Source organism: Leptospiraceae bacterium, assembly GCA_015075105.1.
GTDB lineage: Bacteria > Spirochaetota > Leptospiria > Leptospirales > Leptospiraceae > JABWCC01.
This window is the reverse complement of record JABTUZ010000001.1, coordinates 875,816-895,740: the sequence shown is the minus strand read 5'-3', so window position 1 is coordinate 895,740 and position 19,925 is coordinate 875,816. Positions and strand designations below refer to the sequence as shown.

17 protein-coding genes are annotated in these 19,925 nt (G+C 34.8%); 6 read left to right on the top strand and 11 right to left on the bottom strand.

Features of this window, described 5'->3' with window-relative positions:
- Window positions 1-135: 135 nt before the first annotated feature.
- The 5 genes from HS129_04365 to rdgB all read left to right on the top strand — a co-directional run bounded on the left by HS129_04365 (window position 136) and on the right by rdgB (window position 7,578).
- Entirely contained in the window at window positions 136-2,955 is a 2,820-nt protein-coding gene (locus HS129_04365; GenBank protein MBE7411288.1) for a TonB-dependent receptor, read from the top strand.
- Window positions 2,955-5,804: a TonB-dependent receptor gene (locus HS129_04360; GenBank protein MBE7411287.1), complete on the top strand. Its 2,850-nt coding sequence runs from the start codon at window positions 2,955-2,957 to the stop codon at window positions 5,802-5,804. Before HS129_04365 ends, HS129_04360 begins: the two co-directional genes overlap by 1 nt.
- 88 nt (window positions 5,805-5,892) lie before the next feature.
- On the top strand, window positions 5,893-6,615 hold the full coding sequence (locus tag HS129_04355; GenBank protein ID MBE7411286.1) for a ComF family protein: 723 nt from the start codon (window positions 5,893-5,895) through the stop codon (window positions 6,613-6,615).
- A 40-nt stretch (window positions 6,616-6,655) separates the two neighbouring features.
- Complete coding sequence (locus HS129_04350; GenBank protein ID MBE7411285.1) at window positions 6,656-6,988, top strand: STAS domain-containing protein; 333 nt, start codon at window positions 6,656-6,658, stop codon at window positions 6,986-6,988.
- Complete coding sequence (rdgB, locus tag HS129_04345; GenBank protein MBE7411284.1) at window positions 6,985-7,578, top strand: RdgB/HAM1 family non-canonical purine NTP pyrophosphatase; 594 nt, start codon at window positions 6,985-6,987, stop codon at window positions 7,576-7,578. Before HS129_04350 ends, rdgB begins: the two co-directional genes overlap by 4 nt.
- Window positions 7,579-7,591: 13 nt before the next feature.
- On the opposite strand, the gene HS129_04340 is transcribed toward rdgB, so the two are convergent.
- The 10 genes from HS129_04340 to gap all read right to left on the bottom strand — a co-directional run bounded on the left by HS129_04340 (window position 7,592) and on the right by gap (window position 16,346).
- The gene (locus tag HS129_04340) at window positions 7,592-7,855 is read right to left on the bottom strand and encodes an exodeoxyribonuclease VII small subunit (protein ID MBE7411283.1); all 264 of its coding nucleotides are present in this window, start codon (window positions 7,853-7,855) and stop codon (window positions 7,592-7,594) included.
- Complete coding sequence (locus HS129_04335; protein ID MBE7411282.1) at window positions 7,836-9,134, bottom strand: exodeoxyribonuclease VII large subunit; 1,299 nt, start codon at window positions 9,132-9,134, stop codon at window positions 7,836-7,838. The genes HS129_04340 and HS129_04335 overlap by 20 nt, the downstream gene beginning before the upstream one ends.
- A 5-nt stretch (window positions 9,135-9,139) precedes the next feature.
- On the bottom strand, window positions 9,140-10,246 hold the full coding sequence (locus HS129_04330) for an AI-2E family transporter (protein ID MBE7411281.1): 1,107 nt from the start codon (window positions 10,244-10,246) through the stop codon (window positions 9,140-9,142).
- Between the two features lie 11 nt (window positions 10,247-10,257).
- Window positions 10,258-10,695, bottom strand: coding sequence for a hypothetical protein (locus tag HS129_04325; protein MBE7411280.1), 438 nt, complete (start codon window positions 10,693-10,695; stop codon window positions 10,258-10,260).
- Between the two features lie 55 nt (window positions 10,696-10,750).
- The gene (locus tag HS129_04320) at window positions 10,751-11,755 is read right to left on the bottom strand and encodes a response regulator (GenBank protein MBE7411279.1); all 1,005 of its coding nucleotides are present in this window, start codon (window positions 11,753-11,755) and stop codon (window positions 10,751-10,753) included.
- The gene (locus tag HS129_04315) at window positions 11,752-12,897 is read right to left on the bottom strand and encodes a HAMP domain-containing histidine kinase (protein ID MBE7411278.1); all 1,146 of its coding nucleotides are present in this window, start codon (window positions 12,895-12,897) and stop codon (window positions 11,752-11,754) included. The genes HS129_04320 and HS129_04315 overlap by 4 nt, the downstream gene beginning before the upstream one ends.
- 76 nt (window positions 12,898-12,973) lie before the next feature.
- Window positions 12,974-13,348 carry a preprotein translocase subunit SecG gene (gene secG / locus HS129_04310; GenBank protein MBE7411277.1) on the bottom strand — a complete coding sequence of 125 codons (375 nt, stop codon included), beginning with the start codon at window positions 13,346-13,348 and terminating at the stop codon, window positions 12,974-12,976.
- Between the two features lie 32 nt (window positions 13,349-13,380).
- Complete coding sequence (locus tag HS129_04305; GenBank protein MBE7411276.1) at window positions 13,381-14,133, bottom strand: triose-phosphate isomerase; 753 nt, start codon at window positions 14,131-14,133, stop codon at window positions 13,381-13,383.
- Window positions 14,134-14,138: 5 nt separating this feature from the next.
- Window positions 14,139-15,332 carry a phosphoglycerate kinase gene (locus HS129_04300; protein ID MBE7411275.1) on the bottom strand — a complete coding sequence of 398 codons (1,194 nt, stop codon included), beginning with the start codon at window positions 15,330-15,332 and terminating at the stop codon, window positions 14,139-14,141.
- Window positions 15,333-15,335: 3 nt separating this feature from the next.
- Entirely contained in the window at window positions 15,336-16,346 is a 1,011-nt protein-coding gene (gap, locus tag HS129_04295; GenBank protein ID MBE7411274.1) for a type I glyceraldehyde-3-phosphate dehydrogenase, read from the bottom strand.
- Between the two features lie 229 nt (window positions 16,347-16,575).
- Here gap and purL point away from each other — a divergent pair, with 229 nt between their 5' ends.
- Complete coding sequence (gene purL, locus HS129_04290; GenBank protein ID MBE7411273.1) at window positions 16,576-18,807, top strand: phosphoribosylformylglycinamidine synthase subunit PurL; 2,232 nt, start codon at window positions 16,576-16,578, stop codon at window positions 18,805-18,807.
- Window positions 18,808-18,882: 75 nt separating this feature from the next.
- Here purL and fbp read toward each other — a convergent pair whose 3' ends face one another.
- A complete protein-coding gene (fbp, locus tag HS129_04285) occupies window positions 18,883-19,890 on the bottom strand; it encodes a class 1 fructose-bisphosphatase (protein ID MBE7411272.1) in 1,008 nt (335 codons plus the stop codon).
- Window positions 19,891-19,925: the final 35 nt, after the last annotated feature.

The window sequence follows — 19,925 nt, the reverse complement described above, 5'->3', positions numbered from 1 at the left end:
CTAAACTAGGTCTTTCTACGGATCGCTAGTGATGCTTCCCGAAACCTGTGAATATACTTGCTTGAAGATTCATTTTTATTTAGAAACCGTTAAAAAAAACTTGCATTATTTATAAGGTGTTTAAAATTTTTGACTATGCGAAAATCTATAATTTCAATTGTATTTGTCATTGCATCTGCTTTTGGAATTTTTTCTCAAGAAAAGCCAAATAAAACAAACGAAAAAACAATTTGCTTATCTAACTTTTCTAACTTTGAATCGAATTCCAACTTAGAAATTGTAAAACTCATAGATTCAATAATAACTAAGTCTTTTTCTGAAAAAAATTTTATAATTAAAAAGGTAAATGAAAACTCAATACAGTCAAAATTGCATTTCTCACTAAAAAATAATTGTTACTTTTTCATTGATGGGTATTATAAAAAACTCAATAATTCAGAAAACCTCCAATTGTACAGCCAAATTTATAATCCTGAAACTTCTCTAATGATTGATGCATTCAATATTGCCGATGAGTACACAGAATTAGGCAAGTTAAAATTGGATCCTGAAGAATCAAAAGAATCCGATGAATTGCGCGTTCGTAACCTTGCAAAAAGGCTTAGAATTGTATTACTGAATAACTCTAAAAAAATAGAAAGAAGAGAAAATATTGATGAGTATGTACTTTCATCAAAAATCAGTGAAAATAATAAATTCCCTATTTCATCAGGAAAGGAAGCCGAAGAGGAAGCCGCGAAACAAGTTTTCAATCTTTTGCAAAATCAAGTAACCACTTCATCAACAAAAACCCAAAAAAGAACAAACGAGGCACCTAACGTTATTTCAGTTATCTCTGACAAAGAAATCATAGATTACGGTAGAAATAGCATTAACGATATTTTATACCAGCTTCCCGGATTCTCTCCTTCTCAAATCAATGAGAGAAGAACGGTATCAGCAAGAGGTATGCACGAGGGTTGGAATAATAACCATATTTTAATACTTCAAGATGGAGTTCAATTTAACGAAAACTTTTATGGCTCTGCGCTCACTTGGGAGTTAACTCCACTAAATATGGTAAAGTCTGTTGAAGTGATTCGAGGTCCAGGGTCTGCGCTTTATGGGTCAAATGCAATGTATGGGGTTGTTTCTCTAAATACCTATTCAGGAAAAGACCTGAATGGTGAAGTCAGGCTTCGTGCCAGAATGGGCGATCATGGCACTAGAATCTACGATATAGTTACGGGCAATACTACAAATTTAATCTCATATATTGTTAGCATGAATTCTTACGATACAACGGGAAACAGTATAAAAGGTTACGATAATTCCGGTAGAGTTGATGATTTAGGTTTCTTGCAAAAATTTCCCTACAAAGACGAAAGAAATAACTATTCCCTTCTATTAAAATTAGAAGGGGAAGGAGATTTAAAAGGATTTTCTTTACAATACAATCGCCAATACTGGAAATACGGTACGTTTAACGGCTGGTTGCAGAATACCCCGGATTTCAAAGATCAAATGTCTGAAAATAGAGACATTGCAGTTCTAAAATACTCGAAAAATATCACAGATAAACTTTCTCATGAATACGTAATAAAATATTCACCTGGAGAATGGAAGTTCAATGCAAGGCTATACCCAAGCGACCCAAATAATTATCCTTCGGGGGTTACGGAAAACTTAAACACGAGATTAGACAATTATTTTGGGAGAGGGCAAGTCACCTACCATTTTGATAATAAAGGTTCAATAGTAGCGGGTGTAGAGGCAAATCAAATAAGCTACCGTGGAGACAAGGAGCATAGCTCGAATGTAGACATGAATTTACTCGGAACAGGCGAGCCTTTCTCTGGAAATATAGTCAGACCTTTAGAGCCGTATATGGATTGGATAACAGACCGTCCGATTAAAAAGATTGCAACATTTGGGCAGTTCAGCTCAGGGAAGATATTTGAAAAAAGATTAGAAATAACTTTAGGAACTCGATATGACGAATCATCCATGCACTTTAGAGGAATTGATATGCCGTACAATGGATTACTCGGCTATCCGACCTACAATTATACAGATCCGGTTACAGGTCTTGAAACTTCAAATATTGTTCCAAGTCGATTTTTAGCTCCTCCATTCGTTACCAACGAAAAAAAAGTTTACCGGAAAACAAGCCCAAGAATTGGTTTAGTCTTTTTTGCAACAGACAGACTTACCTTTAAACTGCTTGCAGGGCGAGCTTTTAGAGAGCCTTCACCTGGAGAACTTTTTGGAGTAAATACCTATGTCGGAGGCTCAAATAACCCAAGAAAAATCAGCCCTGAAATTATAAAAACTTATGAAGGTGCACTTGACTGGTATGCAAATAAATATATCAATCTAAGACTCAATGCTTTTGCTACCAGAACCGAAAACATGATAGACTATAGCGATACTTCCAACACGATTATAAACGCTTACACACTCGGAACAAAAGGTCTTGAATCAGAATTATTATTTACATACAAAAATGTTTCAGCCTTTGCAAACTATTCTAAATTTACCCGATACTTAGATCACAATCTAAAAGCGAGTGAATCAAAACATCAAAGCGAGATAACAGGCTCCCCTGCAAGTTTAGCTAATTTTGGAATCACAGGCAGTTTCAAGATATTTTCGGGAAGTATTAGTGTTCAAAGACAAGGTGTTGTGACAAGAAAAAGAAGTGACCTTGGAAGTATAGAGCCGATAACCGGTACGCTAACAGAAAATACCTACTCAGACCCTTATAGATATCCGGTTTATCGACCAATTCGTGTAGAGGCTTGGACAAACGTAAACTTAAGATTTGAAGTAAAACTTATGGAAAATTTACGATTAGGTGTTTTTGCATCTAACGCGTTGAATAGACCCCAGTACTTAACCCAAACAGGAAACTTTCCAACCGATTATTTAAGAGAAACAAGAAGAGTACTTATAGACCTGAGGGCTAATTTCTGATGATTGCATTCGTATTGAAATTTATTTTATCTTGTAAAGAGCACCCAATAACGAACTTGTTTACTACCTGTGTTCTTTTTGCTATTCTATTCAACTTCTCCGATTTATATTCAGAAGATGAGAAGCCCACAAACAAAATAGCTTGCCTTTCAGAATTTACAAATTTTGAATCTACTGAAAATAAAAAACTTTCAGAACAGATCTATTCTAAAATCTCTGAAGTGCTGAACTCAAAAAAAATGCAAATCAAAAAAATAATAGAAACGAAAATAGAAGATAAAATTTCCTCTACAAAAAAAGAAAATTGTCATTTCTTAGTAGATGGGTTTTATAAAAAATTAGAAAACGAAAATCTTCAACTATACTCTCAAATTTATAATCCTGAAACCGGTTTAATGATAGATGCCTTTAATATTACCGATGAAATTTCAGAGTCCATAGGAATCAAGTTAGATTCTACAGAATCCAAAGAATTAGATTCTACAAGAATACTAAATTTCTCAAAGCGACTGAATATTCTTCTATTAAATAATTGGAAAAGACAAGAGAAAAGAGAAAGCATAAACGAATTTGTATTATTTTCAAAAATCAGCCGGAATAAAAAATTCCCGATTTCTTCGGGAAAAGAAGCCGAAGAAGAAGCAGCAAAACAAGTGTTTTCTTTTTTGCAAAGCCAGGTCACATTCTCTTCTACTAAGACGGAAAAAAAAGCAAGCGAAGCGCCCAATATTATATCCGTAATAACAGAAGAAGAAATTCGTAACTACGGAAGAGTTAGCCTTAACGATATTTTGTATCAACTCCCGGGTTTCGCTCCTTCGCAAGACTATGACAGAAGAACTGTCACAGGGCGTGGAATTTTTGAAGGCTGGAACAACAACCATATTTTAACTTTGATGGATGGAGTCCAATTTAATGATAATCTATACGGTACTGCCTATACTTGGGAGATCACTCCCTTGAATATGATTAAGTCTATAGAAGTTATCAGAGGCCCCGGTTCTGCGCTCTATGGCTCAAATGCTACAAATGGAGTTGTTTCTATAAACACTTTTTCAGGATCTGATTTGAAAGGGGGGATTAAAACCCGCATACGTTCGGGTGATGCAGGAACACAAATTTATGATGTTCTTACGGGAAACACTGGTAAAATTTTTTCATATATAGCGAGTTACAACATATATAAAACCAAAGGAAATAACTATATGGATACGGACAGCTCAGGAAGATTAGATGCTTTCGGATTTCCACAAAAATTTCCGGTTAAAGACGAAAGAAACTCAAGTTACTTATTTACAAAATTAGAAGGTGAAGGAGTTCTAAAAGGTTTATCTATCCAATTCCATAAAAGCTACTGGAGCTATGAATCAGGGCATGGTTGGCTGTGGAGAATCCCTGACTCGAAAGAAAATATGTCCGAGTCTCGCCAAATTGCTACAATCAAGTATTCTAAAAATATAACGGATAAATTGATTCAAGAATACGTTATGCGATATCAAGAAAGAGGGATTGATTGGAACACAAGGTATGCAGAAAATGGTGCCTATGAAAACTTTTACCCGGGAGGAGTATCTGAATATTTAAAAACAAGTGCAAAAGATATATTTTTACGAGGTCAATTGACCTATCTTTTTGGAAACGGAGGAAGTTTATTAAGTGGGGTGGAAGGGACGAACTTTCGCTATAACGGTGACAAGGAACACTACAGCAATATCAATCTTAGTGATTCGGTCAATGGTTATCCACCTTATGACGATAACTCATTTCAAAAACAGGGTCCTTGGTTTGAGTGGATAAAAAAGAAACCTGTAAACAAAGGTGCAGCATTTGCACAAGTTGTTTCCGGAAAAATACTTTACAATAAACTTGAACTTACGGCAGGTGTGCGTTATGACGAAACAGTTGTAAAATTTAGAGGGATTGACCAAAGATATTCGAGCGATACAGGAATTTATATAGAAAAACCTTACGACCAATTTGTTGGTCCTCCACTTATCACAAATGACAAAAGAATTTTTAGAAGAACAAGCCCAAGACTCGGTGCAGTTTTTTTTATTACGAAAAACTTAAATTTAAAGCTAATAAGCGGTAGAGCTTTTAGAGAGCCGGCCATGACAGAGCTTTTTGGGGCAAATACTTTTTCGCTTGCGTCTAACCCAAGAAAATTAAAACCGGAAGTAATTCAAACGAATGAAATCGGAATAGACTACTTTCTAAATAGGTACATTAACTTACGAGGAAACTATTTTCGTACAAGGTTTGAAAATCAAATTGCCTATAGCTTACAAAACAATAACCTTAGTTCCAATATTTATACCCTAGTCACTCACGGTCTTGAAACTGAATTAATTTTTTCTTATAAATATTTTTCTGGCTTTGCAAATATGACATACATAGAAAGACTAAACGAATTTATTCAAGACAATACAATTTCAGCCAATAAAGATCACCTAACTTGGGCTCCTTCCCACAGACTCAATCTTGGATTTAGTGGAAATTTTCCTAAGTTCAACTTTTCCCTTTCTTTTGAAAGACAAGGTTTAGTGTATAGAAAGACAAGCGATATGGGATCTGTCGATCCATTGACAGGATTTGGTCCCTTGGACACGAATACGGGAGAGCCTATTTCATATCAAAACACTTACCCACAATATCGACCTAAAGATGTACCGCCTTGGGTAAATCTAAATACCAGATTTGTATATAAGATACATGAAAATGTCCACCTCGGTGTATTTGTGTCTAATGCTTTAAATAGTTGCCAAACTCTTATAAAGAATAACTATTATCCATTTGACTACCAAAGAGATTCGAGAAGAATCATGTTCGATTTCTCAGCCAATTTTTAAACTTACAAATTTATCCCTTTTTAGTATTTTTTATGTATGTTTTGTAAATTTTTATTTTTTTTTTGCACTCTTTTTTACCTTATATTGTATGAATTGGATTTTAAAAATAGTTGATTTTCTATTTCCTGTGAGTTGTACAGAATGCGGACAAGTTGATATCCTTTCTAAAAAGATCGGCATTTGCAGAAAATGTATCCCGAAACAAGTTCCTATTCCCGACAACCTTTGCGAAATTTGTGCAACCCCACTACTTGAAAATTCTTGTGGGTATTGTGAATCAAGGAATGTTTTTTTTGATAAACTTTTCTTTATAAATCCAACGGGGGTATTTGAAAAAAAAATTCTAAATAAGATAAAGTTTGGAAATGAGATGATCTTATCTAATTATTTCAGGTTAGGTATCGGAAGAATTTTAAAAAAAATACAATTTAATGAGTTTAATTATTTAACATTAATTCCCTCTCATAAAAACACATTGCGAAAAAGGCCGATTTCTCAATCGTTTTCAATTTTAAAAATATTAGAGAAAAGAAGTAAATTTTGCTTAAAAAACGACCTTTTACTAAAGAAAAATTCGGCTGATCTTCAATCGAAAAAATCCTATAGAGAAAGATTCTTGTACGCTAAAAAAGCGTATTCAATAGAAAAAAAATTTATTCACAATCTTAGAGGGAATGCAATCTTAATAGACGATATTTTTACTACCGGGGCTTCCGTAAATGAATGCTCTAAGATATTAAAAGAGAATGGGGTTGAAAAAGTTTACTTAATTGTGTTTGTAAAAAGTATTTCTAACGATTTTTTTACTTGATTTTTTACCCGTTTTAGTTACAGACTGCAATATAATAAATATGATACTCTCTACAAATCCAAACTATTCTATCTTTAAATTAAGCGGATCTATTTTAGAGTCTAACATCAAGGAGATAGATTCGAGTCTTGATGCACTGTTTGCTAAGTCACAAAAAAATATCATAGTCGATTTGACCGATGTGAATCATATATGCTCTATGGGGCTTGGAATTCTTGTTGCTTACAAAAAGAAATTCAACGAATCCTCAGGAGACATAAAACTCATAATTTACGACGACGATTTGTTAGAGCTTTTTGAAATTACAATGTTGGATAAAATTTTTAATATATACAAAGATTTGGAATCTGCAGAAAGAACCTATAAAACTTGAACTCACTTTCGATTGCTGTAGCAACAAACAATCCTCATAAGATCGAAGAAATAAAACATTACTTTTCAAATTCAAAAATCGAATTATTGACTCCAAAAAATTTAGGGATAATTTTTGAAGTCGAGGAAAATGGAAATAGCTTTAAAGAAAATGCCTTAATCAAATCTGAAAAATTATTCAAAGCAACCAAATTCCCTTCTATAGCAGATGATTCTGGAATTTGTGTTGACTGCCTTGACGGGGAACCGGGAATTTATTCTGCCAGATACGGAGAACCGAATTTTACTGATAAGGATAGAACTCTTTACCTCCTTTCAAAAGTTCAAAATTATACAAATAGACTTGCACACTATGAATGCGTGATTAGCCTTTCAACAAAACTCGGAAATACTTTTTTTGAAGGGAGATGCTATGGAGAAATTGCTTTCGATTATGATGAAACAGGAAACGGTTTCGGGTATGATCCAATATTTTTTTATCCTCCCTTACAGAAACGATTTTCTCAAATTACAAGAGAAGTAAAATCAAAAATATCGCACAGGGGAATTGCACTTCAAAAGTTAAATGAGTATATACAAGAAAATTTTTGACACTCACAACATTCTAAAACAAATTTTCTTCTTCGTCAATCTCTTTCTTTGCATTTTCTTTTACGACTTTGCCTTCTTTATTTTTCGCTAAAAATTCAATTCTTCCTTCCGCTGTTTTTAATCTCTCCAGACAAATTTTCTTGAGCGTCATTCCTTTTTCATAAGCCACAATGGATTCTTCTAAACTAAGCTGTCCCCGCTCTAACTTTTCAGCAATTTCTTCCAATTCAGCCAATGCTTCTTCAAATGTAATTTGTTTATCCTGAGTTTTTGTCATTTATTTTCTTCACCTCGACTTGAATAATACCTTCATGTAAAATTACTTCTAACTCGTCTCCAACAAGTATTTTTTTTGTTGAAGACACTACTTCTTTTTTAAGAGTTCTTGTTACAGAGTATCCTCGGCTTAATGTAGAAAGTGGAGAAAAATTTTCTATTCTTTCGGCAACTACATTGAATACACCGACAAATTTTGTTAATCCTGTTTGAATAAAAAAATCAATAGATTCAAATTTTTGAAGCTCTGATTTTTTGTGAGATAAATAATTTTTCCCAAGTAAATAGATTCTATTTAAAACTTCATCGGCTCTTTGATAACGCTCTATTAAAATTGATTTTGGCTCTTGAAATATTCTTTTATTGGTAAAAGAAATAATCTTTTCTTGCAATAGATTGATTTTGGAATTCAAAGCATGTAAAAATCTTCTCTCCATATCTTCAATATAGTTATCTACCTCTGATATATCTGGAATTGCGAGTTTTGCTGCTGCTGTTGGAGTCGGTGCAGCAATATCAGCACTAAGATCAGACAACACTCGATCTACTTCGTGCCCAACCGCAGAAATGATAGGAACTACAGAATTGTAAAAAGCCATTACTACAATTTCATCATGAAAAGCAATTAAGTCCTCAAAACTCCCCCCTCCTCTACCGGCAATAATTACATCAACCTGCCATTCAGGATTATTCAACTCAAGAATTGCCCTTGCAATAGAGTTTGGGGCATCAACACCCTGAACAAGGCAAGGTGCAATAAGTATATTGATATTCGGAAATCTTTCTTTGGCTATTTTTATAATATCGTGTAATGCAGCCCCAGTTTGGGAAGTAGCGATACCTAATGTCTTTGGAAATTTTGGAATAGGTTTCTTATGGGCAGGGTTAAAAATTCCCATCTTGTCTAATTTATTTTTAAGATTTTCGATCTTTTGTAGTATTTCTCCCTGACCAATTTCTTCAACCTTTGTCACATTAAAGTTATAATATCCACCGGCTTCGTAAACCGTGATCCCGCCATTTACTTGGATTTCCATTCCATTCTGCAATTTTTTTCCTTTATAACGATTGCTGTTAAAAGACAAAAAAATACATTTTAAGATACTATTATCATCTTTCAAAGAAAAATATATATGCCCGGAAGAAGAAAAAGAAAGATTTGAAACCTCACCACGGATCCAAATATTTTTTAAAATATCTTCTTCAGTTAAAATAGTCTTGACAATTTTTGTAATTTCTGAAACTAAAAAAACTTTATTTTTACTTTTTGTATCTTCCAAAATTATTATTGATTCTCTAAAAATTTCAGCTCGCCATTTCTATACATTTTCCAAAAATCCCAAAGAATCACAAGAAAGGTAATCGTAAGTGGCCCTATCACGAGTCCCATAATTCCAAACTCTTTTATTCCACCGATCAAAGATAAAAATAATAAAAATGAGTGTAGGTTTAATTTTTTGTCTAACATTTTTGGCTTTATAAAATTTTCTAAAATCAAATAAGAGGCAAGCGATGTAACCATTAAAACAATGGCAACGACCCAATCATTTTCTATGAAGCCAATGTATAGACCCGCAGGAAGCCAAACAACCATTGTACCAATGATTGGAATTAAAGAAAAAATTGCGGCTATACTCGCATAAAAAAAAGGACTTGGGATTCCTGCAAACATGAGAGCAAATCCGATCACAACACCTTGTAAAAACGAGATAAAAATATTTCCGCTAATCACAGCCTTCACTGCCTCAGTTGCACGCAGTCCAATTTTTTCCTCGATCTCTTTAGAAAAAGGCAGATTCGACAAAAAAAACATTTCTATCTTGTGCCCGTCCTTGTAAAAAAAGAATAGCAGCAAGAGGGAGAAAAACACGTTCATAATTATCCCAGTAGGTAATTCTATACTACCTATGATAAAAGTCGAGGCATTGCTTAATATTCCATAAAGACTATCGATATTTAAAATATCACCATAGGAGCCGACAATTTCTCTGTAAGTCTCCGGAAGCTGTACCCAGAAAAACTCACTATCTGAAAAATAATCTGTAAGAATCGGAAAATTCAAAAGAGTAGATACAATCCTATCTTCGCTCAAAGACAATTTGATTAATGTCAAAAGATCCATCGCTTCAGAAATCAAAGTACGTATAATAAAAATTACCGGTACAATAAAAACAACCGAAACAAGACAAATCATAACCCAAGGAGACAATCCAACCAAGATTTTCGGAAAAGAATTTTTAATTTTATTGTAAGCATCTCTTGTAGCAATATACAAAATACACGAAATAAATGTTGCCCAAAAATAAGTACGAAAAACAAAAAACATAAAAATGCAAGTAGCTATAAATAAAGAGCCAATAATAATAGCCAGTGCAAGCACTTTCCCTTTCATTTTATCTGAGTTCAAAATAACATTGCCTTCTTCAAAAATATTTTTATACTTCTATACTCTTTTTCATCCGTCAACAAAATAGTGACCATTCTTCTTGCAGGACCTTCCGCTAAATATACTGATTTTTTATCTTGTATATCTTTTTGTAAAATTTTCCACTCTAAATTTTTCAATACCAATTCATAAAATAGATTCAGTGCTACCAAGTCAAAAGAGTGGCTAAATATAAGAACAGACTCTATACTGTCTCCAAAAGAGCCTCTAAACTCCGTGGAATACAACAACTTTCCACCTTCAGGAATAAATTCCTGTTGAATCGCTTTTGGTCTTTTTTCGGGATTTTCACGAATAGTAAGTTTCTCGTAATGCCAGATTTTTTCCTTCTCTTCAGGAAATATAGGAAATGCGTAAAAGATAAAAATACTTAGAGCTACCAGAGATTTTCTCAAAATTTGATTTTTAATTTTCATCGATGTAAATTGAAATCCTTCATCCTTTATTTTTTTATACCTCGTATATTGAAAGCGCTTTATATGATTTTGTTACATTGCCCTCAATAAGTGTAATAATTTCTGTTTGAACATTCTCATGGATATTAAAAATTAAGTGATCGGAAACCTCTCTGCAAATATACAACCCTCTACCGTGAGAGTCAGATAGCCCCAAAGGCAACCCGGTTTCTTCATTTACACTAATATGACGATCCAATCTTCTTAAAATTTCTTCCTTGGGCAAGGAGCCAAAATGATCTTTCACAACTAAAATAAATGTTTCTTTGTAACTGCCGTATCCGATCTCAAAAAAATCGTTCTCAGACAATTGTATTTTCTTTAAAGGAACAATCAAATCTCTAGAAGGCAATTCGTACTGATACTTGGAATTTCCTTGGCTATCTCTCGGTGCACGTATCATTGCATTGGATGTCAACTCTTCCAGAACTTGCTGGATAACCATCGGCGCACCCTTGTTCTGTAAAAATTTTCCAATCTTGTTGCAAATAGTACTTCTTTCTTTATCAGATGTAATAGTCTTGAAAATTACTCCATTTTTTGGAGAAGGCTCAAATCCAGATTTCGATTTTTGATTCACCAAAATAAAATCTTCCGGAAAGTATTTCTCTACACCAAAAATATTCTTAGTCAATAACTTTTTGACCATAATTAAAATCAAACGAATATCTAAAAAAGAATATTTAGGAATAATATTCCATACCCCGTGTTCATGGGCAAACCGAATATAGTCATTGATGTTGTAGGCTGTCATCAGAGCATACAGTGTTTCCGGGTAGTGTGCTTTGATGATATGAATTAGGTCTAGACCAGATTTACCGGGCATCCGAATATCTGTAATCACCAAATCAATTTTTTCCGATTCAAGAATGCCGACTGCCACATCAAAGTTCTCGGCAGAAAAGACCTCGTATTCCCTTGATAATAGATCGACAATCGCCTCTCGAATTGACTGAATGTCTTCTACTATTAGTAATTTTTTTAGACTTTCCTCGGTCATGCAAAATCAATCCCTGCTGGTAAAGATATAAAAAAGCGAGTTTTCTTGTCAAAAGATTTTACACTGATACTTCCATCGTGTTCTTGCACAATTGAATAGCATATAGACAAACCAAGCCCAGTTCCACCCCCGTATTTATTGGTAGTAAAAAATGGATCAAATATTTTATCGAGTATTTCGGGAGAGATCCCTCCTGCATCGTCTTCTACAAAAATATGGTACCATTTTTTTGTTTTCCTAACTTCAACTTTTATGGTGCCTTTCTTGTAATCAAAAGCCTGAATAGAATTTCTAAATAAATTTAAAAATAGTCGCTCTATTTTCACCGGGTTAAAATAAAAAAATAGTCCCGAGTCACATTCAACCTGCCACCGGATTTCTTTGGACAAAACTGGATACAATCTCTCTACTGTTTCTTTTGCAGAATAAATGGACTCACCTATATTGGAATAGGTCTTGGTTATCTTGCCGGGTTTTGCAAAACTCAAAATATCCGAAACGATTATTGAGGCTCTAGATAAATCTTTTTGGATCATATCAAGTCTTTTTCTAAAAAAATTCAAATCGTTACTTTCTAAATTATTGATTAGATTTTGAACTGTGAGACCGATCCCTGTCAATGGATTGTTCAATTCATGGGCTACACCGGAAACCAGCACTCCTATAGAAGCCAAGTTTCTCATCCTCAGCGTTTCTTCGTCTTTCTCTTTGATTCCGGTTATATTACTGATTTTTTCGACTACTGCATAAATCTTGTTGTTCTTTATAAGAGGGAAAAACGACAAAAATAGAGTTTCTGTCTTTTTATTCAGTTTAAAAAATATTTCTCTTTCAATTGTTTTTTCTATATTTTTATTCTCAAATACATCGTCAAACTCCGTCAATGATACATCGTGTTTTACAAACGGACAATAAGGGCAAACATCGTCCCTTCTATATAAAATTTGGTAACATTTATCCTCTGGTTTAGAATTCTCTTTTGCAAATTCTAATGCTGAAAGATTGGCCCTTTTGATAGTAAATTTTGGGTCTATTAAAACTAAAGGCTCAGTAATTCCGTTTAAAATTAATTCTAATTCTGCTATATTTTCTGAATCGCTAAAATGATTCTCTTCCGAGAAATCTGAGTTATAGGATTGCATTGGACTTCCAAAAAAAAAGTATTCCTTTTAAAAAACTGAGTCCTATCCCACCAATATTAGTATTCTACTCTTGGTGTCACTTTGGTAAAGGATTAGAATTTGCCGGGTTTTTTGGTGACTCTTCAGGAGTAGCCGATTTAGGCAGTTCTTTTGATTCAACAGGAGGTACTAATGTCGGATCAGAAGTTATGGTAGTCTCAGGTAATATAGACTCTTGCTTTTTTGCAAATAAAAAAGAAAGCAAGAAAGCCAATAAAATAAATGCAATTGCAGAGTAGCGAGTTATTTTAGTTAAAACATCTCCACCAGAAGCCCCAAAGGTTGTCTGACTTGCTCCTCCACCTAAGAGTCCGCCCCCTCCACCTTTTCCGGCTTGCATTAGAACCATAAAAATCAAAAATAGTGAAGTTATAATAAAAAGAGTTAGTACTGTGCCTACAAGAAATCCCATAATTTACCAAAAATAATAATTAACTACTTACGTCAATTTGAAAAGAGTCCAAGAAATGAATCTACCTTTTGACTTGCTCCACCTACGAGTCCACCATCAATATTGGGTTTTTCGAGAAGGGCTTTTACATTATCCGGTTTAACAGACCCACCGTATAAAATAGAAATAGAATCTGCCTGACTTTGACCAAAAATCTCAGAAATCTGTTTTCTTATATAATCATGCGCTTCTTCAGCTTGCTCGGGGGATGCCACCTTTCCTGTACCGATTGCCCAAACTGGCTCATAAGCTAAGATTAATTTCACCGAATCAGAGGGAGAAATATTTTTTAACCCTTCAACAATTTGTGATTTTAGTATTTCAAAAGTTTTTCCGCTTTCTCTTTCTTCTAAAGTTTCTCCAATGCAATAAATAGGCGTAATTCCCTCTTTTAAGCAAAATAAAAGTTTCATATTTAGAAATTCGTTGGATTCTTTTAAAAATTGTCTTCTCTCAGAATGACCAATAAGAGCGTATTTGATTCCAAAATCTTTAATTTGATCAGTGGAAATTTCTCCTGTAAATGCAGAAAGATTCGATGGATAAATATTTTGGACTCCAACCTCCACACCAGAACCGGAAAGTGTTTCAGTTACTTTAGGAATATGGATTGAGCTTGGAAAAACAATTGCTCTTTCAAAATATTTTTTCACGGAAAAACCTTCCTTAATTCCTTTAGAAAGAGTTTCAACTTCTTTCCGGTTTAAATTCATCTTCCAATTTCCGGCAATAATTTTTGTGCGCATATCAATTATTTCTCCATAGTATTTTTTAAAATTGCTGCAACTCCGGGTAGGGTTTTTCCTTCCATAAATTCTAAAGACGCTCCACCACCTGTAGAAATATGGGTAATTTTATCTTCTACCCCTGCCTTATGAATCGCTGAAATAGAATCCCCTCCACCAACTACAGAATTTGCATTGGACTTGGCTACTGCCTTAGCAATCGAAATTGTACCATTTGCAAACTTGTCCATTTCAAAAACGCCCATAGGTCCATTCCAGAAAATTGTACCTGCATTTTTGATAATTTTCTCAAAATTAGTAATCGTGTTTGGGCCAATATCCATTCCCATCCAACCATCCAAGATTCCCATTTTATCTACAGTTTTCGATTTTGCTTTTTCAGAAAAACTGTCGCCAATTACGTGATCGACAGGCAATTGAATATCAACACCCTCTACTCCTGCCTTGTCTATAATTTGGTAGGCTTGAACTTCAAAATCTTTTTCTACTAATGAAGCCCCCACAGGAACAGCCCTGGATTTTAAAAAAGTATAAGCCATACCACCACCGATAAGAATAGCATCTACCTTCCCAATCAAATGATTCAGTATTTTAATTTTTGAAGAAACTTTTGCTCCACCAATAATTGCCACAAACGGTCTTTCCGGTTTTGTAAATAGTCCGGTCAAAAACACAATCTCCTTGTACATAAGAGTACCTGCATAAGCTGGCAGAAAATGGGTAATCCCTTCGGTAGATGCGTGCGCCCTGTGTGCTGTTCCAAAAGCATCGTTTACGTAAATATCTGCCAATTCTGAAAGCTGCTTGGAAAATTGAGGAGAATTTTCTTCTTCTTCCTTAGAAAATCTCAAATTTTCTAACATTAGGACTTCACCGTCTTTCAGTCCATTAGTCAAGTTTACAACATCGTCTCCGACAAGTTTTTCGGAAAAAGCTACGCTTTTTTTCAAAATACTTTGAAAAGTATCACAAACCGGTTTCATGGAATATTTGGGGTCAACCTTCCCATCGGGTCTCCCGAGATGGCTCGCTACGATGAGTCTTGCTCCCTTGCTCAACAAAATCTCAATCGTTGGCATAGTCTTTTCTATTCTGGTTGAATCGCTTACCTTCCCATCTTTCATGGGTACATTAAAATCAACCCTTAGAAAAACTCTTTTCCCTTTTACATCAATATTTTCAATACGGGGAAGATTCATTGATTATCCTTTCTTTACCATATATTTAATAAGGTCTACCACTCTTGTAGAATACCCCATTTCATTATCATACCAACTGACTAACTTAAAAAATTTAGAATTCAATTCGATACAGGCTTCTGCATCAAAAATTGAAGAAAAAGGAGAGCTGGTGAAATCATTGGAAACAACCATATCCTCCGTATATCCTAGGATCCCTTTCATTTTGCTGCTTTCCGACGCTTCTTTCATTTTTTTCTTTATATCTGCAAGAGAAGTTTCCTTAGTAGTTCTTACGGTCAGATCCACAACACTAACATCCGGTGTAGGAACTCTAAAAGACATTCCTGTTAGCTTTCCGGCTACCTCAGGAATACAAAGCCCAACTGCTTTAGCGGCTCCTGTAGATGAAGGAATAATATTTTGAGCTGCACCTCTTCCGCCTCTAAAATCTTTTTTAGAAGGGCCATCTACAGTTGGCTGAGTTGCAGTCATAGCGTGGATTGTAGTCATAAGGCCTTCTTCTACACCAAAATTATCTAAAATTACTTTAACAATCGGTGCAAGACAATTTGTAGTACAAGATGCGTTAGACACTATGTTATCCACAGAAGGGTTGTATTTTTCTTCATTCACACCTAAAACAAAAGTAGGAATATCCTTATCTTTTGCAGGAGCTGAAATAATTACTTTTTTTGCGCCGGCTTTTAAATGTTTGGATGCACCTTCTCTGTCTGTAAATCTTCCTGTAGATTCGATCACATAGTCAACACCCATTTCTTTCCAGGGTAATTTCTCTGGTTCTTTTTCTGCAAGGCATCGGATTTTTTTTCCATTTATAATAATATGATCTGCATCATGAGATACAGTTCCTTGAAAGGTACCATGGGTAGAATCGTACTTGAACAAATACGCTAAATTGTCCGGTGGAACAAGATCGTTGATTGCAACAAATTCCAAATCAGGATCCATAACCCCTGTTCTTAGCACCAACCTTCCAATTCTTCCAAATCCATTTATTGCAACTTTTGTCATTCTGATTCTCCTTATTTACTGTAATACTTTTTACGTCTTCTATTGAATACAATCAAAACACCTATAGTGTTCGTTAAGACTCAATATTTTTCAAAGGACAAAGAAAGTCAAAAAGAAAAATACATGGAATTAGAAATCACGAAAATACTTATAAGAAAATAGGAATTTATATGTAAAAAAATGGTAAAATAAGAGATAAAAATGAGCATTTTTTTTTTATTGTAAATATATGGAAAAAAGTGAAGTATCTCTAAAAGACGCTATAGAGCATGGAATTACAGAAGAAGAATTTAATAAGATTATAGATATATTAAAGAGGATTCCTAACTCAACAGAACTCGGTATATTTTCCGGTATGTGGAGTGAGCATTGCTCTTATAAAAATTCTATTCTTCAACTAAAGACACTACCAAACGAATCGGATCTATTAGTTGCAAAACCGGGAGAAGAAAATGCAGGTGCGCTCTCTATTGGGGATGGACTCGCTGTAGTTTTTAAAATTGAAAGCCATAATCATCCGACTGCAATTGAGCCTTACCAAGGTGCAGCGACAGGTGTGGGTGGGATCATGAGAGATATTTTCACAATGGGGGCAAGGCCATTTATTTCTCTAAACTCACTTAGGTTTGGTTTTCCTACAGACAAAAAGAATAAACATTTATTATCCCAATCAGTAAAAGGAATAGGAGATTACGGGAATTCACTTGGCATTGCAGTTGGAGGTGGAGAATTATTCTTTGACTCATCTTTTTCAAAAAATCCTCTTGTCAACGCTATGTCAGTAGGGATTGCAAGAATTGACAAAATGGCAAAAGCGACCACAGGAGGAGAAATCGGGAATTCTGTTTTTATAGTGGGTGCTTCTACCGGTCGAGACGGAATTCACGGGGCTTCATTTGCTTCTAAAGACTTAACAAAAGAATCAGAAGAAAAAAGATCCGCCGTGCAAGTGGGGGATCCATTCATGGAAAAATTGTTATTGGAGGCAAGTCTTGAAGCAATCGAGAAAGATTTACTCGTAGGAATTCAAGACATGGGGGCCGCTGGAATTTCTTGCTCTACATCTGAAATGTCTGCAAAAGGCAACTCAGGGATGGAGATAGATTTGGATAAGGTTCCCTATAGAGAGACAGGGATGAATGCTTATGAAGCCATGCTATCCGAAAGCCAAGAAAGAATGCTTGTAGTCCCAAAAAAAGGGAAAGAAAGAGAGCTTATCGAAATTTTTCATAAATGGGATTTGAATGTAGTACAAATTGGTTTTGTAACTGATGATAAATTTCTAAGAGTAAAAAAAGACGGAATAATCAAAGCCGAAATCCCAGCAGAAAGTTTAGTTCTTGGTGGAGGTGCCCCAAGATACAAAAGAGAAACAAAAAGACCTGCCTATTTAGATGAAAAATCTAAACTTGCTTTAAGTAAAATTCAAGATATTCAAAAGGAAGAAATCGAAAAAACTACATTAAAAATTTTAACTTCCTTAAATATATGTTCACGAAAACCCCTATTTGAACAATACGATACTGAAGTCGGTCTTGGAAAAGTTATACCTCCAGGGTTTGACGGTGGGTTGTATAAAGTTCCCGGAACAGAAAAAGGAATTGCAGTTTCAACAGACTGCAACTCCAGATACACCTATCTAAACCCTTACCTTGGAGCCATCCATGCGGTATGCGAAAGCGCACGGAATGTAGTAGTAACAGGTGCAAGTCCAATCGGAATTACAAATAATTTGAATTTTGGGAATCCGTATATTCCTGAAAACTATTACATGTTCACCGAATGTATCAGAGGAATGGGTGATGCCTGTAGATTTCTAAAGCTGCCGGTAACAGGAGGAAATGTTTCATTTTACAATGAATCTCCCGATGGGCCTGTACTTCCAACACCTACAATTGGAATGGTAGGACTGATTTCAAATGTAAAAGACCATTTAAAATCTTACTTTTTAGAGTCAGGTTTAAAAATTGCACTTATCGGAAAATTTAAACCAACACTCGGCGGATCAGAATACCTCCACACATTTTTTCATAAAATCGAAGGAGCTATTCCCGAAATCAATTTAGAAGATGAGTTAAACCTGCAAAATCTAATTTTAGAACTAAACAATAGTAAGCTCATCAATTCTGCAAAAGATCTTTCTCTCGGCGGATTACTAATTTCTCTATTAAAAAAATCTTTTCCGAAAAATTTAGGATTAGAATTGGATTTCTCTGAATTTTTGAATTCTTTCAGATTGGATGAGGCTCTATTTGGAGAGTCAGCATCATCTGCAATTATTTCTTATCATTCTAAAAATGAAAGTCAAATTCAGTCCATTACAGAAAAGCACAAATTGGATTGGAAACACATAGGAGTTGTTACCCAAAAGGAAGAAATTGCAATTCCAAATTTCAACCTAAAAATGGATTTACAAGCTCTAAAAAAAGTTTACGAAAACTCTCTTGAGTTTGTGTTTTAAGAAGCACTGGCTTTATTGCAAAAAATAGTTCTTAATAATTTTTGTAAGAAGTATCGACATTTTATTGTAAGCAAATTAAGAATGAAGATTTTTAGTGATATGGATAAACTCTTCCACCTCTTTTTTACTTCCGACTACCAATGTGGATCTTTGATGAAGGCTTGTAGGCTCAATATCTAAAACTCTATCTCCATCTACTGTAACAGCCATTCCCCCAGCCTCTTCTGCAATAAACGCAATCGGATTGACTTCATATAATAATCTGAGTTTTCCTAGAGGGTATTTCTTGGAGTGTATATCATCTGGGTATAAAAATACTCCACCTTTCAAAAGATTTCTATGAAAATCAGCAACAAGTGATCCGATATACCTAAGAGTTTTAGGATTGTTGGAATTCTCAAGGCTCTTAATGGAACGAATATAATTTTTTATTTTATCCGACCAATAATTATAATTTCCTTCATTGATTGAATAAATATTCCCATTCTCCGGCATTTTTAAATTAGGGTGAGAAAGCAAAAATTCTCCACAAGATGGGTCTAACGTAAACCCAACCACTCCATTACCAAACGTCAAAACCATCATAGTGGACGAGCCGTAAAGGATGTAGCCGGCACACCTCTGGAGGGCTCCCTTTTGCAATAAATCGTCTTCCGTTCCTGGAGTTCCTGAGGGGGACTTTCTTACGTGAATAGAAAAAATCGTGCCAATAGATACGTTACTGTCTATATTGGACGATCCGTCCAATGGGTCATAAGCAAAAGTATATTTACCAATTGAATACCCTTCAGGTATTTTTATAATGGATTCTTGCTCCTCACTTGCCAACACACAAAGGTGACCGCATACTCTCATGGCATTGGTAAAAATTGAGTCTGCATACTCATCCAATTTCATGACTGCTTCTCCTTGAACATTTGTATCTCCAGTAGTCCCAAGGATATATTCCAATAGTCCTGCCTTTCTGACTTCTCTTGAAACAATTTTTGCCGCATAGACTAAATGGCTCATAAGTGCAGTAAAGTCTCCTTTGGCGTGAGGCAATTTTAACTGCTCTTCGATGAGGTATTGAGACAAACTCATCATATCATTTGGGTGCTTAGAAATCAAAACAGGAA